Here is a 21,026-nt window from a genome sequence, read left to right as displayed (position 1 = left end):
GAGCTTCACCATGCCGTTACTGGACTTCACCGCCCTCGCTGCACAACTGCCGGACACCTGGAAATCTACCCGCCTGGGCCAGGTCGGCCCGGCGCGGATCAAGGTGTTGCGCATGGACGCGCACGCCTATGAAGAAGAAACCCACGACTACAACGAAGGCCTGCTGGTGATCGACGGTCACTTGCGCCTGTCCATCGGTGAGGAGGCCATCGACGTGGGCGCCGGCCAGATGTACCTGGTGGAAGCCGGCATCGCCCACGGGGTGCTGGCTGGCAGCCACGGCACGCTGGTAATCATCGATGTTTAATCTGGGCCAGCGAGACATTCTGTAAATACCCCGCCTTTGCAATTGCTTACAAATACCGCCAATCTGCGCCCCGCCCGACGTACGGCTCGACAAAAGCCGTCGTCCACTTGTCATTACTAAACCCTTTGTTCAAGAGCCCGCTGCCATGCTGAACGGACGCGACCCGCGCATCGATTTTTTTCGGGGCCTGGCGTTGATCTTCATTTTCTGGGATCACGTGCCCCACAACCCTCTCGGCCAGATCACCCTGCGCAACTTCGGTTTCAGTGACGCGGCGGAAGTCTTCGTGTTCCTGGCCGGTTATGCGGCGGTGCTGGCCTACGGCAAGATCCTGCAGCGCGACGGCTACCTGATTGCCTGTGTAAAGATCTGGCGGCGCACCTGGGTGCTGTACGTGGTGCACATCTTTTTACTGGCGATGCTGATGGGCATCGTGTTCTTCGCCAACAGCCATGTGGAAACCCGCGACCTGGTCGAAGAGATGGGCCTGACGCATTTCGTCACCCACCCCCAGCAAGCCTTGGTGGATGAACTGCTGTTGCGCTTCAAACCCAACCTGATGGACCCGTTGCCGCTGTACATCGTGTTGCTGGGCTGCCTGCCGCTGGTGCTGCCGTTGCTGCTGCGCAAGACCTGGGCGGTGGTGGCGGTTTCGCTGGCGGTGTACCTGCTGGCCCCGCACCTGGGCTGGAACCTGGCGGCGATTGCCGACGGTGTGTGGTACTTCAACCCGGTGACCTGGCAGTTGCTGTTTGTGCTGGGCGGTGCGGCGGCGATTCATGCGCAGCAGCCACGACCGGCGCAAACCCGTGGGCTGCTGCGCCAGCCGTTGTTCGTCGCGGCGGCGGTGTATGCGCTGGTGGCGGGCGTCATCACGATCTCGTGGCGCTGGCCCGAAATCCACGACGCGGTGATGCCGTCGGCCCTCAGTGACCTGCTCTACCCCATCAGCAAGACCGACCTGTCGCCAGTGCGTTTGCTGCACTTCCTGGCCCTGGCCTACGTCACCGCCAAGCTGTTGCCCGGCCATGGCTGGACGCAAAACTGGCTGGCGCAACAAACCTGTCGCATGGGCCGCTACTCCCTGGAAGTGTTCTGCCTGGGGGTGCTGCTGGCGCCGTTGGCGGACATGGTCAATGCGATCACCGGCGATGCCTTCGCCATGCAAATCTTCACCGCCATGGTGGGTGCCGGGTTGATGGCGCTGCTGGGGGCCTGGCTGGACTTGAACAAGCGGCTCACCCAACCGACGCGCGTCGCCACCGCCTGAAAAACAAAAAGCCCCGAAAGGGGCTTTTTGTTGAGCACAGAAAACATCAGCTCGCGGTGCGCACCGCAGCCTGGGTCGGCTGCAACTTGAACACATAGAACAACACCGTCAGCAGCACCAGGAACGCCGGGCCGACATACAGCGCCACGCGGGTGTCCGGGAAGTACGCCATCAGGCCTACCACCAGCAGCAGGAACGCCAGCGCCAGGTAGGAACTGACCGGGTACAGCCACATGCGGTATTTGAGGGCTTTTTGCTCGGCCGGGCTCAGGCTCTTACGGAACTTGAGCTGGGCCAGCAGGATCATCAACCAGGTCCAGATCGCACCGAAAGTGGCGATGGATGTCACCCACACAAAGACTTTTTCCGGGACCATGTAGTTGAGCAGCACGCCCAGCAACAACACGAAGATCGACAGCAACAGCGCCTTGCGCGGCACGCCGTTGCTCGACGTGGTGCCGAACGTGGCCGGGGCCTGGCCGTTCTGCGCCAGGCTGTAGAGCATGCGCCCGGTGCTGAAGATGCCGCCGTTGCACGACGACAATGCCGCGGTGATCACCACGAAGTTGATGATGCCGGCGGCGGTCTTGATGCCGAGGCGCTCGAAGGTCATCACGAACGGGCTGCCCTGAGTGCCGATTTCGTTCCACGGGTAGATCGACAGGATCACGAACAACGCGCCGACGTAGAACAGCAGGATGCGCCAGAATACCGAGCCGATGGCGCTCGGGATGGTCTTCTGCGGGTTCTTCGCTTCACCGGCGGTCAGGCCGATCATCTCCACGCCCAAGTAGGCGAACATCACCATTTGCAGGGACATCAACACGCCCGTCACGCCGTTGGGCAGGAAGCCGCCGTGGGCCCACAGGTTGGAAATCCCCAGCGCCACACCGTCGTTGCCGAAACCGAACGCGATGATGCCGACGCCGCCGATCACCATCGCGATGATGGTGACGATCTTGATCAGCGCGAACCAGAACTCGAACTCACCGAACGCCTTGACCGCGATCAGGTTGATGGTGCCCATGCTGACCAGCGCCGCGAGGGCCCAGATCCAGCGGGGCACATCGGGGAACCACACGCCCATGTACACCGCGACCGCGGTGATTTCCGCGACGCAGGTCACCAGCCACAGGAACCAGTAGTTCCAGCCGGTGAGGAAGCCCGCCAGCGGGCCGAGATAGTCTTGTGCGTAACGACTGAAGGAACCGGCGACCGGGTTGTGCACGGCCATCTCGCCGAGGGCGCGCATGATCACCAGGATCGCCAGGCCGCCGATGATGTAGGACAGCATGATTGCCGGGCCGGCCATTTCAATGGCCTTGGCCGAGCCCAGGAACAGACCGACACCGATACAGGCGCCGAGGGCCATCAAGCGAATATGCCGTTCGCCGAGTTCGCGTTTCAGCGGACCGCCCTGAGCGGCCTCGCCATGGGGCAGGTGATTGCCAGCTGGCATAGGGATACAACCTCGTCTTGTTATTGGATATGAGCCACCGAGTCCGGGGCGTCGCGGCGGGTGGCCGGGGCGTCCTGATAGCGGGCCTGCCTTTTGGGCAAGACCGTCTGGCCGGGCCAGATCAGCGGGGGTGCAGTATAAAAAGCAAAACCCAGGGGTTTTCACTCTATAAACGACAAGATTCAGCGGGAACTCGCGGTAAAAGCCCCTTTGACGGAGGAGCATTACCTGCTCCGCGTAGGAATCATCGCCAACAAACGGCGGCGAGTATTGCACGGTAATGGTGCAGCGTCATGCCCCTACCTTTGGCGGATTTACCGGTGGGGGAGGCTCTAGGGCGGTGTTTTCTGCCTGACTCAATCCATTGTGGCGAGGGAGCTTGCTGTGGCGAGGGAGCTCCCCCACCACAGCAAGCTCCCTCCCCACAGCAAGCTCCCCCACCACAGCAAGCTCCCTCTCCACAGCAAGCTCCCCACCACAGCAAGCCCCCTCCACACAGCAAGCTCCTCCCCACAGTGAGGGACCATGCATGGAAATACGTACTCAACAATTCCGGGATCAGGGCCCCTGTCAGGCTGCTAGCGTCAATTCATCTGGAGCAACAAGGAATGCAATGGAATGCCTACACGCCCTCAATCCCATCGCCTGAGAACCGGTAGATTCAGCGAGCCCGGCAGGGCTTATCTGGTCACAGCCGTCGTCCACAATCGCCAACCACTCTTTACCAACTTTCATCTGGGTCGCCTGCTGGTAACCGAATTCAGGCGTGCCCATGAGCAAAAATGGGGGAGTTCCATAGCCTGGGTCATCATGCCGGACCACTTTCATTGGCTGGTCCAGCTTGAGCAACGCAGCCTGCCCCAGCTGATGCAAGCGGTTAAGTCCCGCAGCACGCACACAATCAACCGCGCAAGGAACAGCACAGGAGCCTTTTGGCAGAACGGCTATCACGACCGGGGGATTCGGGACGGTGAAGATTTGCGTCATTTGGCCAGGTACATCATCGCCAATCCCATCAGGGCGGGACTGGTAGAACGCGCCGGCGACTACCCGCTGTGGGACGCCTGCTGGCTATAGGCAGGAACAGCACCTCGCTGGTGAAGGAGCTTGTTGTGGCGAGGGAGCTTGTTGTGGCGAGGGAGCTTGCTCCCGCTGGGCTGCGCAGCAGCCCCAAGACCTGGGCATGCGGTTTTGCAGTCAAACCGAGGTGGGTTCTTTGGGAGTGCTTCGCACTCCAGCGGGAGCAAGCTCCCTCGCCACAGCAAGCTCCCTCTCCACAGCAAGCCCCGTCCCCACAACAAGCTCTCTCACCCCAAACAACCCCACCCTCACAAATCCCCCCCACTCGCCCACCACCGTCTAAGCTTCAACCAAGTCCGATCAATCTACGTAAATGGATCAATCGACTATGGGCGCTTTATGGCAGAACGCTTCGACCAAGGCTGCGGTATCCACCGATAGCCCGGATGAACAGCCATTGCCACAAAGCCCTCCTCCCCGCAGGCGACTGTGGTGGCGCCTGTTCTGGCTGGTGCTGCTGATTGCGCTGATCGCCCTGGGCTTTGCCGCGATGCGGGAAATGCACACCTCGCGCCTGCAGGCCAAAACCTTCTCCGACCTCGCCTCAACCCTCACCTATCAAATGCATCCCGGCCCCAGCGATGCGCGGGTTTATCCCGGCGCCGGGCCCTTCGACAAGCGCCTCGGCTACAGCGCCCTGGGTGAATTCCTGCCGCGCCTGATCAAGCGCGATTACCTGATCCAGGCACAGGCGCGCTTCTCCCCCGACCTGATGAGCTACGCCCAACGTGGCCTGTTCGTGCCCTACCCGGAAAAAATCCAGGCCGGCCTGACCATCACCGATTGCCGCGCCGCACCGCTGTATCAGTTCACTTATCCCCAGCAGTTCTACCCAAGCTTCACGGCGATCCCGCCGGTGGTGGTCAACAGCCTGCTGTTTATCGAAGACCGCGACCTGCTCGACCCCAAGCAACCACAACTCAACCCGGCGGTGGATTGGCCGCGTTTCGCCAAGGCCGCCTGGTCCCAGGTGGCGAAGCTCCTGCACCTGCCCGGCCAGACCGCCGGTGGCAGCACCCTGGCGACTCAACTGGAGAAGTACCGTCACTCCCCCGACGGCCTGACCCTGTCCGGCGGCGAGAAAATCCGCCAGATGATTTCCGCCAGCGTGCGGGCATATCAGGACGGCCCGCAAACCCTCGGGGCCCGCCAGGACATCGTGCGCGATTACCTCAACAGCGTGCCCCTTTCAGCCGTGCCCGGCCATGGCGAAGTGCACGGCATGGCCGAAGGTTTGCGCGTGTGGTACGGCGCCGACTTCAACCAGACCAATGCCCTGCTCAACAGCAACGACCCCAAACAGCTGCCGCAAAAAGGCCTGGCCCTGCGGGAGGTGCTGTCGCTGATGATCGCCCAGCGCCGGCCCTCTCACTATTTGTCCAAGGGCCACAAGGAACTGGCCGACCTCACCGACAGCCACATCCGCCTGCTCGCCCAGAACAACGTGATCGACCCGGCGCTGGCCAAGGCCGCCCTCGCCAGCCACGTTACCTACCGTGACTGGCAGCAGCAGCCAACGATCCAGCCGATCGAAAGCAACAAGGGCATCACCGTCGCCCGTACTCGCCTGGCCGCCCTGCTCAACCAGCCGTTGTACGACCTTGACCGCCTTGACCTCGCCGCCACCAGCACGTTGCAAGCCGACCTGCAAAGCCAGGCCAGCGCTTACCTCAAGCACCTCGCCGACCCGGCCTTCGCCACGCAGATCGGCCTGATCGGCCCCACGCTGCTGACACCCGCCAGCACCGCCCAGGTTCGCTACAGCTTCAACCTTTACGAGATGACACCCGACGGCGCGCGGGTACGGGTACAGACCGACAGCACCGACCAACCCTTCGACATCAACGAAGGCAGCAAGCTGGAACTGGGCTCCACCGCCAAGCTGCGGGTGATGACCACCTACCTGCAAATCGTCAGCGAGCTGCACGATAAATACGGTGCAATGCCGGCGGCCGAGCTGCGCAAAGTCCCGGTGGACGACCAGGACCGCATCACCCGCTGGGCCCTCGATTACCTGATCCAGAACAGCGACCGCAACCTGCCGGCCATGCTCGACGCAGCCCTCAATCGGCAGTACTCGGCCAACACCAGCGAAGGCTTTTTCACCGGTGGCGGCATGCACCACTTCCACAACTTCCGCATTCAGGACAACGGCCGTACACCCACGTTGATCGAAGCGCTGCGCGAGTCGATCAACCTGCCGTTCATCCGTCTGATGCGCGACCTGGTGCGCTACAGCACCTACCAGGGCCCGAACAACAGCGCCGAGTTGCTCAAGGACGACAACGACCCGCGCCGCCAGGAATACCTGGCGCAGTTCGCCGACCGCGAAGGCACCACCTTCCTGCTCAAGTTCTGGAAGAAATACCGCAACAAGAACACCCAGGCCCGCCTCGACACCTTTCTCGACAGCATGCATCCCACCGCCATACGCCTGGCCGCCGTGCACCGCTACCTGCTGCCCAACGCCAGCCAGGCGAGTTTCAACAGCTTTATCCGCTCGCACCTGAGCAACGTGAAAAGCACTGAAAAACTCACCGACGAACGCCTCGACAAGCTCTACCAGAACTACGGCCCCGGCGCCTACGACCTGCCCGACCAGGGCTATATCGCCAAGGTCCACCCATTGGATTTGTGGCTGATGGGCTACCTGCTGAACAACCCCGACGCCACCTTCACCCAGGCCACCGCCGCCAGCGAACATGAGCGCCAGGAGGTTTACAGCTGGCTGTTCAAGAGCCGCCACAAGAGCGCCCGGGACAGCCGCATCCGCACCATGCTGGAGATCGAAGCGTTCCTCGATATTCACCAGCGCTGGCAAAAAGTCGGCTACCCGTTCGACCACTTGGTGCCATCGCTGGCCACCGCCATCGGCAGTTCCGGCGACCGTCCCGCAGCGCTGGCGGAGCTGGTGGGCATCATCCTCAACGACGGCGTACGCGAACCCACGCTGCGCATCGACAGCCTGCGCTTTGCCGCCGACACGCCCTATGAAACCCGCCTGATCAACGACCCCAATCGCGGCAAGCGGGTGATGCCGTCCGAAGTGGCCACGGCCCTGCGGGGAGCCCTTTCGCAAGTGGTGGACGCCGGTACCGCACGCCGCGTGTCCGGCAGTTTCAACCTGGCCGACGGCACACCGCTGGCCATGGGCGGCAAGACCGGCACCGGCGACAACCGCATCGAAGCCATCGGCGCCGGCGGGCGGGTTCTCAGCTCCAAGGCGATCAACCGCACCGCAACATTCGTGTTCTATATCGGCGACCATCACTTCGGTGCGCTCACCGCGTTCGTGCCCGGCGCGTCGGCCCAGGGGTTCAAGTTCACCTCGGCGTTGCCGGTGCAGGTGCTCAAGGGCATGGCGCCGATTCTTACCCCGTATTTGCAGCCCGGGGACAGCACCTTGTGCCAGATTCCGCCCACCACCGCCGCACGCTGAAACAGGTGACAGGTATGCGCTTTATCCACGCATTTTTCCGCTGAATAAGCCGCCTGTTCCAGCCGGTATTCGAACTTATCGGCGGCCCCGGGCCTGAATAGACTGAGCCGTTACTCTTGCTCTAATTCAGGTCTACCCCATGTCCGATTTACCCGGCGCCGATTTCCAAGGCACCCACTATTTACTGATCAAAAACACCCTGCCACCGTGGATCAAAGGCGCAGCCCCTGACCGAGCGCGTGCGTTGAAAACCGCCCGCCCGCTCAACGTTGCGCCCACACCCGCGCTCAAAACCGCCATCGCCGAACACTGGCAAAACCAAAGCGCCGTGGACCAGAAATTTCGTGACCTCAACGACGTCCAGGCGTTCGCCGAGCCCCTGCTGAAAAGCGCCCTGGCCCACTACGGCGAGATCGACGTGCGCAACACCTTCCTGCGCCTGTATAGCAAGGCCGAACTGGCCTGGTGGGTGCACGACAGCAGCAACGCGGTGGTCAGCCGCACCGTCTCGCTGCTGGATGCCGCGCTGCATAACTTTGCCGCCAGCGACAGCTTTGTCGACTACGCCTTTCTGTCCGCTGAAGACGCCCGCGGCCAGCGCGACGTGTTGAACCTGCGCCACCGTACCAGCGGCGCCTCACTCACGGCCGACACCTTCAAAACCCTCTGCCGCCAACTGAACATCGGCGCGCGTTATCAGGCGCGACTGCAGGAGGCCCTGGGGTTCAACAATGCCGCGCTGGCGCGCACCGTGCGCGAGGCAACCATCTGCAGTCAGAAAAGCGCCCTGACGGTTGCCGCCCATCTGGCGCTGATCCTTGGCCACGTGAGGCCTGATGCCCACCTGGCGACACTCAAACTGGTCGCCGGCCAGTCGAACGCACACCTGGATGGCCGTCCTCTGGGGGCCTACACCGTACATTTGATGAACAGCGCCCTGAGCGGCATCGTGCTGTTCTGCGCCACCCCCGGCACCGAAACGCCCGTGGGCCGGGTGATCGTCTACGTCCCCGAAGACCCCGAGCACCCGCTCAAGGAATACCCCTCGCCGATTGCCTTCGTCCAGGAACTCACCCGGCAACTACGGGACAGTACCCGCTACCAGCGGTTTTTCAGCCAGTTTGTCGCCCAGGGCGAGCGCGGTCACTTCTTTGCCAACCTCAACGCGCGCCTGAGCAAAGTCCGCTGGCACCAGAAAGCCCCGACCGACCCAGGCCCTACCTGGAAAGACACCCCGGTAAACAACCCCAACCTGCAATTTCGTCTGCAGCACATCGCCGACGATTACCAGAACCGCTCCGGTAACCCCGGCGAAAATGACCTGTGGCACTACCGGTTCCGCATCACCCTGAACAAGCTCCTGAACGACGCCCGGGAAATCGCCGTGTCCACGGCCGTGGCCGACCGGCACGCACGCTGGGCATGGTGGGACAACCTGGAAAAAATCCTCTCGGACATCCTCAACGCCGCCTTGCTGGTGGCCACGCCGTTTGTGCCGTTGCTGGGAGAACTGATGCTGGTCTACAGCGCTTATCAGATCGCCGACGAGGTGTTTACGGGCATCGTCGACTGGGCCGAAGGTCAACGGCTAGAGGCGTTCGAACACTTGATGGATGTGGTCGACAGCGTCCTGCAATTTGCCGCATTCGGCGCGGCGAGCACCCTGGGCCAGGCGGCGCGCCTGAAGCTGTCGCCCTTTGTCGAAGGGCTCAAGCCGGTGACCACCGCCGACGGTCGCACCCGCCTGTGGCACCCCGACCTGACGCCCTACGCCTTGAAAAACATCGCGCTGGCAGCGGACACAAAGCCTGATGCCCGGGGCCTGTACTCCCATCAAGACCAACTGATCCTGCCACTGAACAACCAGCACGTTGAGGTTCGCCAGACCGACGACAACGGCCAACACCGCATCCGGCACCCTGAACGCCCGGACGCCTACCACCCCAAGGTGTCATTCAACGGTCATGGCGCCTTCGTGCACGAAGCGGAACAGCCCCGTCGTTGGGACAGCAACCTCCTCATGCGCCGCCTCGGGCCTCGCACCCAAGCCTTCAGTGACCTTGAGTTGCAACAGGTACGGCGCATCAGCGCCACCGATGAAGACCAGTTACGTGGCCTGTATGTGTACAACCGTCCGCCCCCGCCATTGCTGGAGGCAACCCTCAAACGCCACGAGGCCTATCACACCGCCAAAACCGCCGCCGGCACCTTGCGCACCGGCACGCCGATGCCCGATGACCCGACCTCGGCATGGTTTGAACAGACCGTCACCGAGCTGCCGGGTTGGCCCGAAAATACCGCGTTGCAGGTGTTCGCCCGCGCCGATCTTGCCGGGGGTTCTCGTACCTACACCAAGCCCGGCGCCACACCTTCCGCCACCCTGAAAGTCAGCCTGGGGCAGGTGATGTCCGGCCAACTGCCGGAACGGGTGCTGGGGTTTCTCGACGAAGAGGCCATCCGCACACTGCTGGGTCGCGACGTGCCCCGCGCCGAACGGGTACAAGCCCTGCGCGATCAACTGGCCGACTACGTGCAGACCCAGACCGACGACATCGGGAAGTACGTGCACCAGATCAACCAGCAATCCGCTGACCCGCAGGTGCGCCTGCTGCAACGCCAGTTGCCCGGCCTCGACCCGACGCTGGCGCGCACCGTGCTCGACACCGCCACCCGCACCGAGCGCCAGACCCTGAGTGAACAGCACGTGCCTTTGCGGCTGCTCAACCAGGCTGAGGAATTGCACTTCGTCCAGCACGCCAACCAGGCCTACGCCGGGCTATATCCGTCCTGGCCGCTGACACCAGACACCGAACGCATGGTGCTCAACACCCTGAAACTGCACAGCGATGCCTTCGCCGACCTGCACCTGGAAGTGCGCGAGCAAACCCCGGACGGCCCGTTGCGCTGTGAAGCCGGCCCGGCCGATGCATCGCAGCAACGAATCCTGGTGCGCAAAAACAACCACGGCTACGAGCTGTTCGACCAGGCCCACCAACGCCTGCACACCCTGGACACCCTCTACGAATCGCTGCTGCACGCCGTCACCGTACCGGGCCAAAAACCCGGCCAGGGCGCAGAACTGAAACGCTGGCTGATGGACAAGTTGCACACCCTGGACGAGCGCCGCCGAGTACTCGCGCAACCGCCAATACGCACCACGGCCGACACACAGACCAGCCGTTTACTGCGAGGGCCTGTCGCCAGCCGGCAGGCGGGCACGCCGCAACCGGCGTCAACACCGCACACCCGGGAAGTCCTGCAACTGCTGTTTCCCTCGTTGAGCGAACAACGCGTCGAACAGTTCATCGACAACGTCGACGCCCGGCAGATGCGCAGCGTGCTCAACCTGTTGACCACCGAGAAACAACAGTTGTACCACCGCCTGGAAGTGTGGAAACGCACGGCCACCGCCCACCCGAAAGACAGTCGCGCGTTTCGCCAGGAACGGGCCGCGCGGCACTTGCTCGCAGACAAGCTGTATCGCTGCTGGGAAGACCGCATGGCCGTGCACACCGACCCTTGGGGCAACGTCCAGGGCGGCGCGGAACTGGACCTGCGGGGCCTGCTGCTGCCGGATATGCTGCCGGAACTCACCACCGGCTTTGAGCACGTCACCAGCCTGACCATTGCCGATAACCGCTTCGGCGTGCTCCACGAACATTTCCTCAAGGGCTTCCCATCCCTGCGCGCGCTGGACCTGGGCTACAACGACCTGTCGAGGATGCCCGAGGCCATTGGCGAAATGCGCTTTTTGCGCTACCTCAACCTGCGGGACAACCGCATCATGTTGCCCCCCGCGCAACGTCAGTTCCTGTCCCGCCTGCGTCGCCTGGAGCACCTGCAACTGCAAAACAACCCCTTGGGCATCCCGCCGGACATCTCGCGCATGCCCAACCTGCGCGATCTGCTGCTGAGTCGCACACAGATCACCCTGTGGCCTACGGGCCTGTTTTCCCACCCGCGAAACCGCAGCTTCCTGCTCGACCTGCGAGGCAACGCCATCGAACAAGTGCCCGAGTTTGCGCGCGGCACGCCCCAGGCAGAAACCGTCGCCCGCACCCGCCTGGACCGCAACACCCTCGACCTCGAACACCGCCAGCGCTATGAAAGCTACCGCGTGGCGGCGGGGCTGGACCCCAACCGCACCTACGAACCAAAGGGCGACAGCACCTACTGGCTGGAAGCGATGGACCCGCAACTGCACGAACACCGCAAGACCTTATGGAATGCCCTGGAACAGGAGCACGGCTCACAAGGGCTGTTTGAAGTGCTCAAGTCCCTGGAGCGGGAGGAGTCGGTACAGACCGAAGAAGACCGGGAACGCATAGCGATCAACCGCCCGGAGCTCACCCAGCGGGTGTGGCAACTGATCCTCGCCGCCAGTGTCGACAGCGACCTGCGCGACACGTTGTTCAAGATGTCGAGTTTCCCCGGACTGTGCGCGGATGGCGGTGCACAGATTTTCAATGACATGGGCATCGAAGTCCTCGCCACCGAGGCCCGGCGCTACTCACTGACCGACGAAGAACGAACCGGCAAGTTGGTGACCCTGGCCAAGGGCCGGGCGCACATGAGGCATCTGGGCGAGGTCATTCAAGAGGACATCGCCTGGCGCCTGAGGCCGGTGACCGAGGGCGGCCTGGGCCAGCGCCTGCGTTCCGATATGCGGGATGGCGAGCCGGGCGAAGTCGATGAAGTGGAAATCTACCTGGCCTACCAGACCTCCCTGGCGCAGAAGCTGGATTTGCCCTGGCTGTCGGACCACATGCTTTATCGCCTGACCGCCGACGTGCCCCAGGCACGCATCGACGAGGCGTACCAGACCGTGCTGGAAATGGCCGAAGGTGATGGGTTGGTGAACCAGATGCTGCTTGAGCCCTACTGGGAACAATACCTGCGTGACCGCTACGACGCCGAGTATCGGGACAACGAACAACGCTGCACCGAGCAGTTTTTAAAGCTGGATGACCTGCAGGACACACAACACCAGTGGACGCGCGCTCAGGACCCGGCGCAAAAAGAGTTGCTGAGCCAATCGCTCAAGCCCCTCGCCGAAGCACTGGGGGTGCCTGAACGTGTGGTATTTTCCCGCCAGCCAATGTCTGACGATCTCTACAACAGACTGCTCAACGACCTGGGCTACAAAGAGAAGGAATGGATGAGGCGCCTGACGCGCGAAGCGCTGGCCAGGGCCACGGGGCTGAGCAACCGCGAGGCAGTGGCGTCCACCCGGCTCTGACCTGCTCCATGTGCCAAACCTGCTCCATGTGGCGAGGGGGCTTGTCCCCCGTTGGGCTGCGAAGCGGCCCCAAAAACGGGAGTGCTGCGCACTCCAACGGGGGACAAGCCCCCTCACCACAAAAGCTCCCTCTCCACTTAGCGCCCTCACCACAAGGGCTGATCACCGTAATCCGTTATCAGGGCCGCAACGCATCAAACACCAGTTGCACACTGCCGTAATACTCCCCCGCCAGGTACCCGCCCTCCGGCTCTACGGCAGTGATCACCAGCGGCACCCGCAACCCCACCCGTGCCTGCTCTTCTGCCACTACCGTGGCCTCCGTCAGGCCAAGCTCCTGCCCGTTGAAGCTCACATTCAGCGCAATTGAATCGAACCCGTTGAACAACGAAGGCAACGCCCCCAAACGCGCCGTGACCCCACCGGAGATGTTCTTCACATCGAAGTTTTCCCGTAACGGTGCCAGGGTCCGGGTGACCGTGTTCCAGTGCATGCGCTGGTCGCGTTCAAGGAACCCCGGATTGACCGGCAGTACATAAAAATCATTGCCGGGAATCTGGATCGACACGTCAAACGTGTGCTCTTCACGCACCGCAAAGGCCTCGGAGCACACCAATCCCAGCATCGCCAACAGCATCCCCGCCATGAGCCACTTGAACATCCTCGGATTACTGCTCATCAGCCTTCGACCTCATGAATTTTTTGCCCGCTGCCTTCCACCAGGTTGAAGCGGTACACCCGGCCCGGCTCCTTGTCGAAGGTAAACGCCCGCCCCGGCAGTACATGGTTCTTGGTCACCGGCCGGCAGTCCTGGGGGCTGGCGGCCGAACAGTCCTTGAACTCATCGACCACCACCACGCTGTTGCCACGGTTACTCAACACATACCGATTGGCGTTGTCTTCGATACGCGATTCATAACGGGTGTTTTTGGGGCGCACGAAAAAGACCGTGCCATAGCCCGCCAGCACGTTGACCCCGGCCGACAGGGACGCCCGGTAGGCGTCGCGATCTTCGGCAGACACGGCAAACTCGTCTTCTTTCTCCGGCACCACCGGCACGAACCGCACCCGGAAGTAACGCTCCTGGTCACGCTCGCCCATAAACAACAAGCGGCTGCCCTGCATGCCGTTGGACGGCACGATCAGACGGGCCGGGCTGGCCATCAGGCCGTCGCGGGCATTGCCGTCGGCCTGGCTTTTGAGGGGCACTTCTTCGGCGCTGCCATCGGCGTTGTAGAGGATTTCCATGATGTTGATCTTGACGAAGGCGGTGCTGTCGCCACCGTTGAACACCCGTTTCAAATAGGTGCTTTTATCACCGTCCAGGTAGTCGTAGACCACGCCCACGTTGATGTTCGGCCCGGCAACCGCCAGGGGCATGAACACACCCAAACCAATCGCTGCCAATAGAGTTTTCATAACCATTTACCTTATTCAATTGAATGCTTGGCCTAGACTTCCGAATCCCAGATCACCGTGACCGTTCCGGCGTAGCGATCAGGCGCCCCTGGCGCAAACATCGGCTCCACTTCACTGGCCGGTATCTCGAAATGCAGGGTTCCCGGCCCGCGGTCCACGTAATAGTTCGAGGTGAACAGGTGGGTGCCGCTGCCATCCAGCAGCAAGGGTTTGCGTTTGACCGGCTAGCCGCTTTCATCACCAATCCCGCCCGGCAGGCTCACGGCAATGTTCAGCGGCACGGTTTCTCCCGACGCCGCTTGCAGGCCGCAGGTGTTGCCCATGGGGAACTGGCATTCCAGCTGTATCTTGAAGGGCGAGGACGAGCCGATGATGAACGTCTGGTCGCGAAACAGCCGTGTTGGCCGGCGGCCCTGTTGCACCCACGCCTGCCAGCCGCCCTGGGGAATCAACTCGATACGATCGCCGCCCGGAGGCACCTCGACTTTCAGGATATGTTCGACACTCAGGACAAAGTTGAGGGTGACGTCACTCTCGCGGGGCACTACCCGATCACCAGGGTCGAAATCCATGCCAGGCCCGGCGGTGTACACCATGGTGCCGCGGTAAACGCCCGTGGGCATGCCAAGTGGCTTGGGCGTTCGCAACTCATAGCCGAACTGGAGATAGCGATACTCAAAGTTGGGCAAGTCAACCAGCGCCTGGGTCGCGCACGCTCCAGCGTTTTCGGGCACCAGCCAAAAAAACACAACGAACCAACTGGTGCCGTTCAGCCCCCCGGAGGGCAACACGGCGCCCGCCAGTGCCTGGCGCAATCCGCGATACATGTTTTTTTTCATTTCTAGACTTCCGAATCCCAAATCACAGTGGCGGTACCCGAGTAACGATCAGGTGCCCCCGGCAAAAACATCGGTTCCATCGTGCTGGCCGGGATTTCAAAATGCAGGGTTCCCGGTCGGCGCTCCAGGTAATACGTGGGGCTGAACACACGGGTACCGCTGCCATCGAGCAGCAAGGGGCGCCGGTCGACCTTCTGGCCGGTTTCATCGCCCACCCCGAAGGGCAGGCTGACGGCGATATTCAACGGCACGGTCTCACCCGAAGGCGCTTGCAGGCCGCAGGTATTGCCCACGGGGAACTGACATTGCAGCTCCATCTTGAAACGCCCGGACGACCACATATTGAACGTCTGGTCGCGGAACAAACGCGTAGGTCGACGGCCCTGTTGTACCCAGGATTGCCAGCCGCCCTGGGGGACCAGTTCGATACGGTTGGCGCCGGGTGGAATCTCGACCTTGAGATGGTGTTGCACGTCCAGGGTGAAATTGAGGAGGAGTTCGCTGTCGTTGGGCAGCATGACGTCGCCCAGGTCGAAGTCTTTTCCCGGCCCGACCGAATACGTGACGGCCCCCTTGTATTCACCTATCGACATGCCCAGTGGGTTGGGTGTGATCAGCTCGTAGGCAAAGTCCAGGTAGTCGTAGGTCATCCACGGAATATTGAAACGGGCCTGCTTGGCGCAGTCTCCGACAACCGGCGTTAACCAGAAAAACTGATAGTAGTTGCCCGAATAGGCTCCGAGCGGGGAAGAGCGGCAGGGCGCTGGAGCGCCCACCCACCTTGACCCCCACAACAGCTGGTGAGCTTGCAATGCCGTTACACCACCGCCGACAAGGTCAACAACCGGGTCAATCCCGGAAATTCGCACCTGGAGCGTCTCTGTCTCCCCGGTCGCAGTGTGGGTCACCATCAATTCACGCCACTGGGCCGGGACACTGAACATGGCACCCTGCCGGGGTGATGTGTGCAAGGGCTCAATCGGCCCGCTGGAATCAAACCGCAGCGGCACACGCAAACTGAAACTTTTGATGGCCGCACACTGCACGGGATAGGACGCGCAGAAACCACTGTTCGGCGTTTTGTTTTCAAAGGTATTGAAATTGGGCCTCGCGGGGTCCGGCTTGAACTCGGCACGAATCGCCACTTCCGCCGCCTGGGCTGGCAGCGTTGCCCCACCCAACAAGCCAGCGAGCACCAGGCTCGCAACCTTGTACTTGAGCAGTTGGCTTAAGGCATCAGCGAACAGCCCGGTTTTTTTGTTTGGCATGATTAGACTTCCGAATCCCAAATCACAGTAGCGGTACCCGAGTAACGATCAGGTGCCTCCGGCAAAAACATCGGTTCCATCGCGCTGGCCGGGATTTCGAAATGCAGGGTTCCCGGTCGGCGCTCCAGGTAATACGTGGGGCTGAACACACGGGTACCGCTGCCATCGAGCAGCAAGGGCCGACGGTCGACCTTCTGGCCGGTTTCATCGCCCAGCCCGAAGGGCAGGCTGACGGCGACATTCAACGGCACGGTCTCACCCGAAGGCGCTTGCAGGCCGCAGGTATTGCCCACGGGGAACTGACATTGCAGCTCCATCTTGAAGCGCCCGGACGACCAGATATTGAAGGTCTGGTCACGGAACAGACGCGTGGGCCGGCGCCCCTGGCTCAGCCACGCTTGCCAGCCGCCCTGGGGCACCAGCTCGACCTTGTTGCCGCCGGGCGGCAATTCGATCTTGAGCAGATGCTGCACATCCAGGGTGAAGTTCAGGGTCAGCTCGCTGTCGCTGGGTAGCATGATGTCGCCCAGGTCGAAGTCTTTTCCCGGGCCGACGGTGTACGTCAGGCTGCCTGTGTACTCTCCGGTGGACATCCCTAATGGGTTGGGCGTGACCAGCTCATAGGCAAAGCTCACCCTCTCATAACTCAACGAGGCAAGATTGAACCGCGCCTGCCGGGCACACACCGCCTCCACCGGCGTCAGCCAGAAATAGGTGAAGCTGAAATTCCCCCTCGAACCATTTGAGAGCAGCCTGCAGGGGGGCGCCGCACTTGTCGTCCAGTTTGACCCGGTCCACAACATGTCGTGAGCCTGAAAGTCCGACACGCCACCGCCAACAAGATTGACAACGTCGTCCGGCAAACGAACCGTTGAACCAAACCCGGAAATACGCACGCGAACGGTTTCAGTCGCACCGGTTTCGCTGCGCACGACGGTCAAATCACGCCACTGGGCCGGAACATTCAACATTGCTCCCTGCCGGGGTGACGGGTGAAAAGCAGCAATGGCAGCAGAAGACGTGAATACCAGCGACGGCGCCAAACTGAACATTCCCGCCAACTCGCACGCAAGAATGTTTACGGAGCAATAACCCGTTGAGGGCGTTTTGTTTTCAAAAATATTCAGATGAGGCTTGGCAGGGTCTGGCTTGAACTCAGCGCGGATCTCCATTACCGCCGCCGCGACCGGCAGTGCAAGGCCGCCCAGTACACTGCCCATAAGACAGAGAAATACCAGGTTCACCTCACCACATGGTTTGTTCATGGCAATCACTTAACCCGCCCTCGCTGTGTTCGGGGAGGTCTCGGCCAACGTGTCCGGCGTGCAACGCAAGTCCCCGATCATCAACACATTGTTTTCACTGCGGGCGTTGGCCGTGTCCAGGCGGAACTGGCACAGCAACTGGTTGCCATGGCGCACTTCCAGGGTCGGCGAGCCGGCGTTCATTTCCATGGAGAAAAACCCGTCCACCTCGCTCACCCCGCGGCTGGCGTGGTTGATGATGTGGTGGCCCTTGAGCGGCTGGCCCTGGGGGTCGATCAGCCGACCGAGCACCGTCACGGTGCGCATCACGTTGACCTTGCGGTAGTCCACCCCGCCCTTGTTCATGTGATACGCAATGCGGGGCGGCTGGATGGTCGCGGCCGGCCCGTGGTTGCCGTGAAAATCGAAGCTTACCGAGCTGTTCTTGTAGGCCGTGAGCGGGATGAAGTTGCGGCCCGGCTTGAGCACGGTGTCGCCACCGGTGAGGTCGTCGGCGTGGAGGACGATATCGTCGACGTCGGACTCGACATCAATGATCATCCCCGCGCCGCGCCCGTGGTGCTGGCTGGTAAGGACCATCTTTTGCCCGCCCACGGCGAAGGTGTTGTCCAGATTGAGGCCACCGGTGAGGTTGCCGTTGAACGAGGAGCGCTGGAAAAACCCATCGCCGTACAGGCCGTCAGTCTGGAAGCTGGCCATGCCCGACAGCCCTGCGCCATACACATCGGCCAGGGCCGTGGCGGATACGCTTTGCAGGAAGTGGCCTTGCAGGTCGCGACGGTAGGTCAGCGAACCGTTGTTGTCGCGCCCCCCCTCGCGGGCGGTGCGGGTGCCGATACTGCCCGACCAGTGCTCCCCCGGCCCCCCGAGGGCCAGGCTCATGCTGAAGTCGATACCGCGATTGCGCTGGCTGCCACTGCTGAAACTGCCGGGGCGGTCAAACAGCGACAGGCGCCAGTTGGCATCGCTGCCAAACAAAAAGGTGCGCTGGTTCCACCCCAGGTCCACGCCGACGCCCTCGGTGTTACCCGTGCTGTGGGACACCCGGGTACTCAGGGAATTCTTGGCGTCAAGGCGATGGTTGAGGGACAGCGAGGAGTTGCTGGTCTGCCCGGTAAAGGTTCGGGCATGACGAATGCGGGTGCCGTCGGGCAGGGTGTCATAGCTGTCGCGGGTGTCCAGCCAACTGCGGGTGTGGTTGAACACGATGCTGCCGGAACGGTAAGCGTAGAGTCCGTTGAGGTCGACACCGGTGCCGTAGGTTTCGGTCTGGTAGATGTTGGCGTACAGGCTGGCGGTTTCGGCCAGGCTCCAGTCGATGGAGGTGCCCAGTTGCAGCGTGTCCTGCACCTGGCGCCCCGACAAGCCGAGAATCACCCGGGGATGGGCCAGGTAATTGATCGACGCACCGGCGGTCAGCTGGTCGCCGGACTGGCGTTCCCAGTTACTGAGCAAACCGCTTTCACGCCCGGCAAACAGGTTGTAGCGCCAACGCTCATCGTTGTTGCGCCAATTGTTGGGCTTGTACACCAGCTCCGAGGTGGTGCTGGTGACGATGCCATCCTCCAGCAGACGCACTTCCACCTCGTAGATGCCGCCGGGCAACGAGCGGGTGTCGAGGCTCTGCAAACCCGCCGCCACCTGCTGGGTATTGATCAACAGGCCGTTGCGGTAAATCTCCACCGAACCCTGGCGGTTGGCGGTGACATAGACAGGGTAGACACTGGGCTTTGGGTTGTTGACCGCCAGGCTGTCGGAGCTGCCATACATCACGCCGATGGTGGTGTCGGGAGCAGAACCGAACGTACGGATCTGGCGGGTAAGGCCTTCGGAACTGGGGGTAAAGTAGCCCAGGCGGAAAAAATTACCCTCCAGCTCACGCTGGGTGTAGAGCTCGTACACAGAGTGGTACAGCTTGTTTTCGTCGGGGCCGCCGAGGCGCGAGAACTGCATGTTCAGCGCCTGGCTCCAGTTGCCCAGGCTGCTGCTGGCCTCCAGGCCATAACGCCCGCCCAGCGCCTCGCCCTGGCCACCGTTGAGGTTCAACTGATTACGCACGATCAGGCCATGGCTGCCATCGGCGGGCAAGTCGTAGTAGCGGCGAGCTTCAATTTCACGCTCGGCGCTTTCAGTGAGCAAAGAAACCAGCGAGTTTTCCAGGTTGTAGTGCACCGCCAGCAAGCCCTCCGGGCAGTTGCGCTCACAGGCACCCAGTGCCACACCCTGCTTGAGGTAAGCGTCCCAGGTATCGTGCTGGTGGGGTTTTAATGAACTTTCCTGATGGTCGGTAAAATTCAGCAAGGTCAGGCGATCGTCTCGAGACAGGACAACCATCGCCTCACCAATAAAATGTTGGTCCAGTTCCACCCGTACTGCCAGGGGCACGTCAAAGAAGTGTTCTTCAAAGTCTGCCGGCAAGCCTTTGGCTTGAGCCAACAAACTTCTGGGTGTTGTACCGCCGGGAGCGGCCCATGCACTTGCGCACATCAATAAGGCAAGCGCTGCCGCGATGGGAGTCATCGGGAACATGAAAGAAATACTCAACTTTCTAACGACCAGATCAATAAAGACCGATCGACCGGCAAGTGCCCTGCCGATCGGAAAAGGCTAAGAAGCAACGCGCTTTCTTAGTTACCCGTTATGGCGCCGGTGGTACCCGCGGAACACTGTCGAACACCACGACCATGCTGGTGGTGAACAGGCCGTTTTGGGTGTCTGCGGGTTTGGCAGGCGTGATCACCATGTCGGCCTGGGTGCCAGGAGTCGACGATGCATCATCGACCACTTGCTTCGACGTACCGTCCAGCGTAACGCCGTTGAAGGTGGTGGTCAGCGCGATTGCACTGCTGCCATTGGACAGCGATGCCGGGCCGCCTTCGATGTACGCCGCGATGTGGCCATCGGTGTTTTTCACATCGTAGACAGCGCGCAAGGTGTTCAAATTGCCCGTGATGGTGTTGTAGTTCATGGTTTCCGCCACACCGAAGTTCGGATCGCGAGGCTGGGCATGGAACTGCTTGGTGGGGATGTTTGCAGAGATGTTGATGGTGCTGGTGGCTTCGCCCGCAGCAAAGACACTGCCGGCACCCAGCAGCGAGACGGCCAGGGAAGCGGCGATTACCGAAGTTTTGAACATGTCTAAGTACCTGTAGATTTCAGTTTGAGAGTGCGTGAACAGCCGAGGGGCTGGTTGAACGCCACAACAGTATCTACAAGAACTTGGAAAGATTAAGTCGGGCAACTCCGATAAACACGTAGCCAAATAATACAATTGGCCAGTTGAAAAAAACCGGAATACGAACAAAGCCCGTCATTGACCGTAAGAACTAGACTACATGACAGTTTTGTTAGTCATGGAATCACCTGTAAGCAAAATACTACAAGCCTCTCTAGTTTGCACAATACATAAATACATGAGCACTTTGGTTCTACTTACTTGCT

Annotated in this window: 14 protein-coding genes; 5 read left to right on the top strand and 9 right to left on the bottom strand. The window is 61.5% G+C overall.

What is annotated here, in order from left to right; all coding sequences use genetic code 11:
• Positions 1 to 10: 10 nt before the first annotated feature.
• Together M2400_RS22880 and M2400_RS22875 are read left to right on the top strand one after the other, a co-directional pair.
• Positions 11 to 307 carry a cupin domain-containing protein gene (locus tag M2400_RS22880; protein ID WP_177133973.1) on the top strand — a complete coding sequence of 99 codons (297 nt, stop codon included), beginning with the start codon at positions 11 to 13 and terminating at the stop codon, positions 305 to 307.
• A 145-nt stretch (positions 308 to 452) separates the two neighbouring features.
• Positions 453 to 1,577 carry an OpgC family protein gene (locus M2400_RS22875; protein ID WP_177079925.1) on the top strand — a complete coding sequence of 375 codons (1,125 nt, stop codon included), beginning with the start codon at positions 453 to 455 and terminating at the stop codon, positions 1,575 to 1,577.
• 46 nt (positions 1,578 to 1,623) lie between these two features.
• Here the strand turns inward: M2400_RS22875 and M2400_RS22870 are convergent, their stop codons facing one another.
• Positions 1,624 to 3,036 (bottom strand): amino acid permease, encoded by a 1,413-nt coding sequence (locus tag M2400_RS22870; RefSeq protein ID WP_259198280.1) that lies wholly within the window; start codon positions 3,034 to 3,036, stop codon positions 1,624 to 1,626.
• Between the two features lie 618 nt (positions 3,037 to 3,654).
• Here M2400_RS22870 and M2400_RS22865 point away from each other — a divergent pair.
• From M2400_RS22865 to M2400_RS22855, 3 genes are all read left to right on the top strand, one after another.
• The gene (locus M2400_RS22865; RefSeq protein WP_177116188.1) at positions 3,655 to 4,113 is read left to right on the top strand and encodes an REP-associated tyrosine transposase; all 459 of its coding nucleotides are present in this window, start codon (positions 3,655 to 3,657) and stop codon (positions 4,111 to 4,113) included.
• Positions 4,114 to 4,444: 331 nt separating this feature from the next.
• Positions 4,445 to 7,555, top strand: coding sequence for a transglycosylase domain-containing protein (locus M2400_RS22860; protein ID WP_259198278.1), 3,111 nt, complete (start codon positions 4,445 to 4,447; stop codon positions 7,553 to 7,555).
• 139 nt (positions 7,556 to 7,694) lie between these two features.
• A complete protein-coding gene (locus M2400_RS22855) occupies positions 7,695 to 12,794 on the top strand; it encodes an NEL-type E3 ubiquitin ligase domain-containing protein (RefSeq protein WP_259198276.1) in 5,100 nt (1,699 codons plus the stop codon).
• Positions 12,795 to 12,972: 178 nt separating this feature from the next.
• Here M2400_RS22855 and M2400_RS22850 read toward each other — a convergent pair whose 3' ends face one another.
• The 8 genes from M2400_RS22850 to M2400_RS22815 all read right to left on the bottom strand — a co-directional run bounded on the left by M2400_RS22850 (position 12,973) and on the right by M2400_RS22815 (position 20,721).
• Complete coding sequence (locus M2400_RS22850) at positions 12,973 to 13,473, bottom strand: fimbrial protein (RefSeq protein WP_259198274.1); 501 nt, start codon at positions 13,471 to 13,473, stop codon at positions 12,973 to 12,975.
• Entirely contained in the window at positions 13,473 to 14,213 is a 741-nt protein-coding gene (locus tag M2400_RS22845; protein ID WP_259198273.1) for a molecular chaperone, read from the bottom strand. The genes M2400_RS22850 and M2400_RS22845 overlap by 1 nt, the downstream gene beginning before the upstream one ends.
• A 32-nt stretch (positions 14,214 to 14,245) precedes the next feature.
• Positions 14,246 to 14,419: a hypothetical protein gene (locus M2400_RS22840; protein ID WP_259198271.1), complete on the bottom strand. Its 174-nt coding sequence runs from the start codon at positions 14,417 to 14,419 to the stop codon at positions 14,246 to 14,248.
• An 18-nt stretch (positions 14,420 to 14,437) separates the two neighbouring features.
• Positions 14,438 to 15,040 (bottom strand): hypothetical protein, encoded by a 603-nt coding sequence (locus M2400_RS22835; protein ID WP_259198269.1) that lies wholly within the window; start codon positions 15,038 to 15,040, stop codon positions 14,438 to 14,440.
• Between the two features lie 14 nt (positions 15,041 to 15,054).
• The gene (locus M2400_RS22830) at positions 15,055 to 16,320 is read right to left on the bottom strand and encodes a hypothetical protein (protein WP_259198266.1); all 1,266 of its coding nucleotides are present in this window, start codon (positions 16,318 to 16,320) and stop codon (positions 15,055 to 15,057) included.
• A 2-nt stretch (positions 16,321 to 16,322) separates the two neighbouring features.
• A complete protein-coding gene (locus tag M2400_RS22825) occupies positions 16,323 to 17,585 on the bottom strand; it encodes a hypothetical protein (RefSeq protein WP_259198265.1) in 1,263 nt (420 codons plus the stop codon).
• Positions 17,586 to 17,594: 9 nt separating this feature from the next.
• Positions 17,595 to 20,114 (bottom strand): TcfC E-set like domain-containing protein, encoded by a 2,520-nt coding sequence (locus tag M2400_RS22820; protein WP_259198263.1) that lies wholly within the window; start codon positions 20,112 to 20,114, stop codon positions 17,595 to 17,597.
• A 109-nt stretch (positions 20,115 to 20,223) separates the two neighbouring features.
• Positions 20,224 to 20,721 carry a CS1 type fimbrial major subunit gene (locus M2400_RS22815; RefSeq protein ID WP_259198261.1) on the bottom strand — a complete coding sequence of 166 codons (498 nt, stop codon included), beginning with the start codon at positions 20,719 to 20,721 and terminating at the stop codon, positions 20,224 to 20,226.
• Positions 20,722 to 21,026: the final 305 nt, after the last annotated feature.

Origin of the sequence: Pseudomonas sp. BIGb0558 (assembly GCF_024807515.1) — a bacterium.
Lineage (GTDB): Bacteria > Pseudomonadota > Gammaproteobacteria > Pseudomonadales > Pseudomonadaceae > Aquipseudomonas > Aquipseudomonas yamanorum_A.
Note: the sequence above shows the minus strand (reverse complement) of the source record. Positions and strands in the feature narration are given on the sequence as shown.

Bases quoted from the DNA above. Each gene is read 5' to 3' on its own strand.
- M2400_RS22865 (WP_177116188.1), top strand. From the start codon at position 3,655: ATGCCTACACGCCCTCAATCCCATCGCCTGAGAACCGGTAGATTCAGC.
- M2400_RS22835 (WP_259198269.1), bottom strand. From the start codon at position 15,040: ATGTATCGCGGATTGCGCCAGGCACTGGCGGGCGCCGTGTTGCCCTCC.
- M2400_RS22880 (WP_177133973.1), top strand. From the start codon at position 11: ATGCCGTTACTGGACTTCACCGCCCTCGCTGCACAACTGCCGGACACC.
- M2400_RS22815 (WP_259198261.1), bottom strand. From the start codon at position 20,721: ATGTTCAAAACTTCGGTAATCGCCGCTTCCCTGGCCGTCTCGCTGCTG.
- M2400_RS22870 (WP_259198280.1), bottom strand. From the start codon at position 3,036: ATGCCAGCTGGCAATCACCTGCCCCATGGCGAGGCCGCTCAGGGCGGT.
- M2400_RS22855 (WP_259198276.1), top strand. From the start codon at position 7,695: ATGTCCGATTTACCCGGCGCCGATTTCCAAGGCACCCACTATTTACTG.
- M2400_RS22825 (WP_259198265.1), bottom strand. From the start codon at position 17,585: ATGAACAAACCATGTGGTGAGGTGAACCTGGTATTTCTCTGTCTTATG.
- M2400_RS22845 (WP_259198273.1), bottom strand. From the start codon at position 14,213: ATGAAAACTCTATTGGCAGCGATTGGTTTGGGTGTGTTCATGCCCCTG.
- M2400_RS22850 (WP_259198274.1), bottom strand. From the start codon at position 13,473: ATGAGCAGTAATCCGAGGATGTTCAAGTGGCTCATGGCGGGGATGCTG.
- M2400_RS22820 (WP_259198263.1), bottom strand. From the start codon at position 20,114: ATGTTCCCGATGACTCCCATCGCGGCAGCGCTTGCCTTATTGATGTGC.
- M2400_RS22830 (WP_259198266.1), bottom strand. From the start codon at position 16,320: ATGCCAAACAAAAAAACCGGGCTGTTCGCTGATGCCTTAAGCCAACTG.
- M2400_RS22860 (WP_259198278.1), top strand. From the start codon at position 4,445: ATGGGCGCTTTATGGCAGAACGCTTCGACCAAGGCTGCGGTATCCACC.
- M2400_RS22875 (WP_177079925.1), top strand. From the start codon at position 453: ATGCTGAACGGACGCGACCCGCGCATCGATTTTTTTCGGGGCCTGGCG.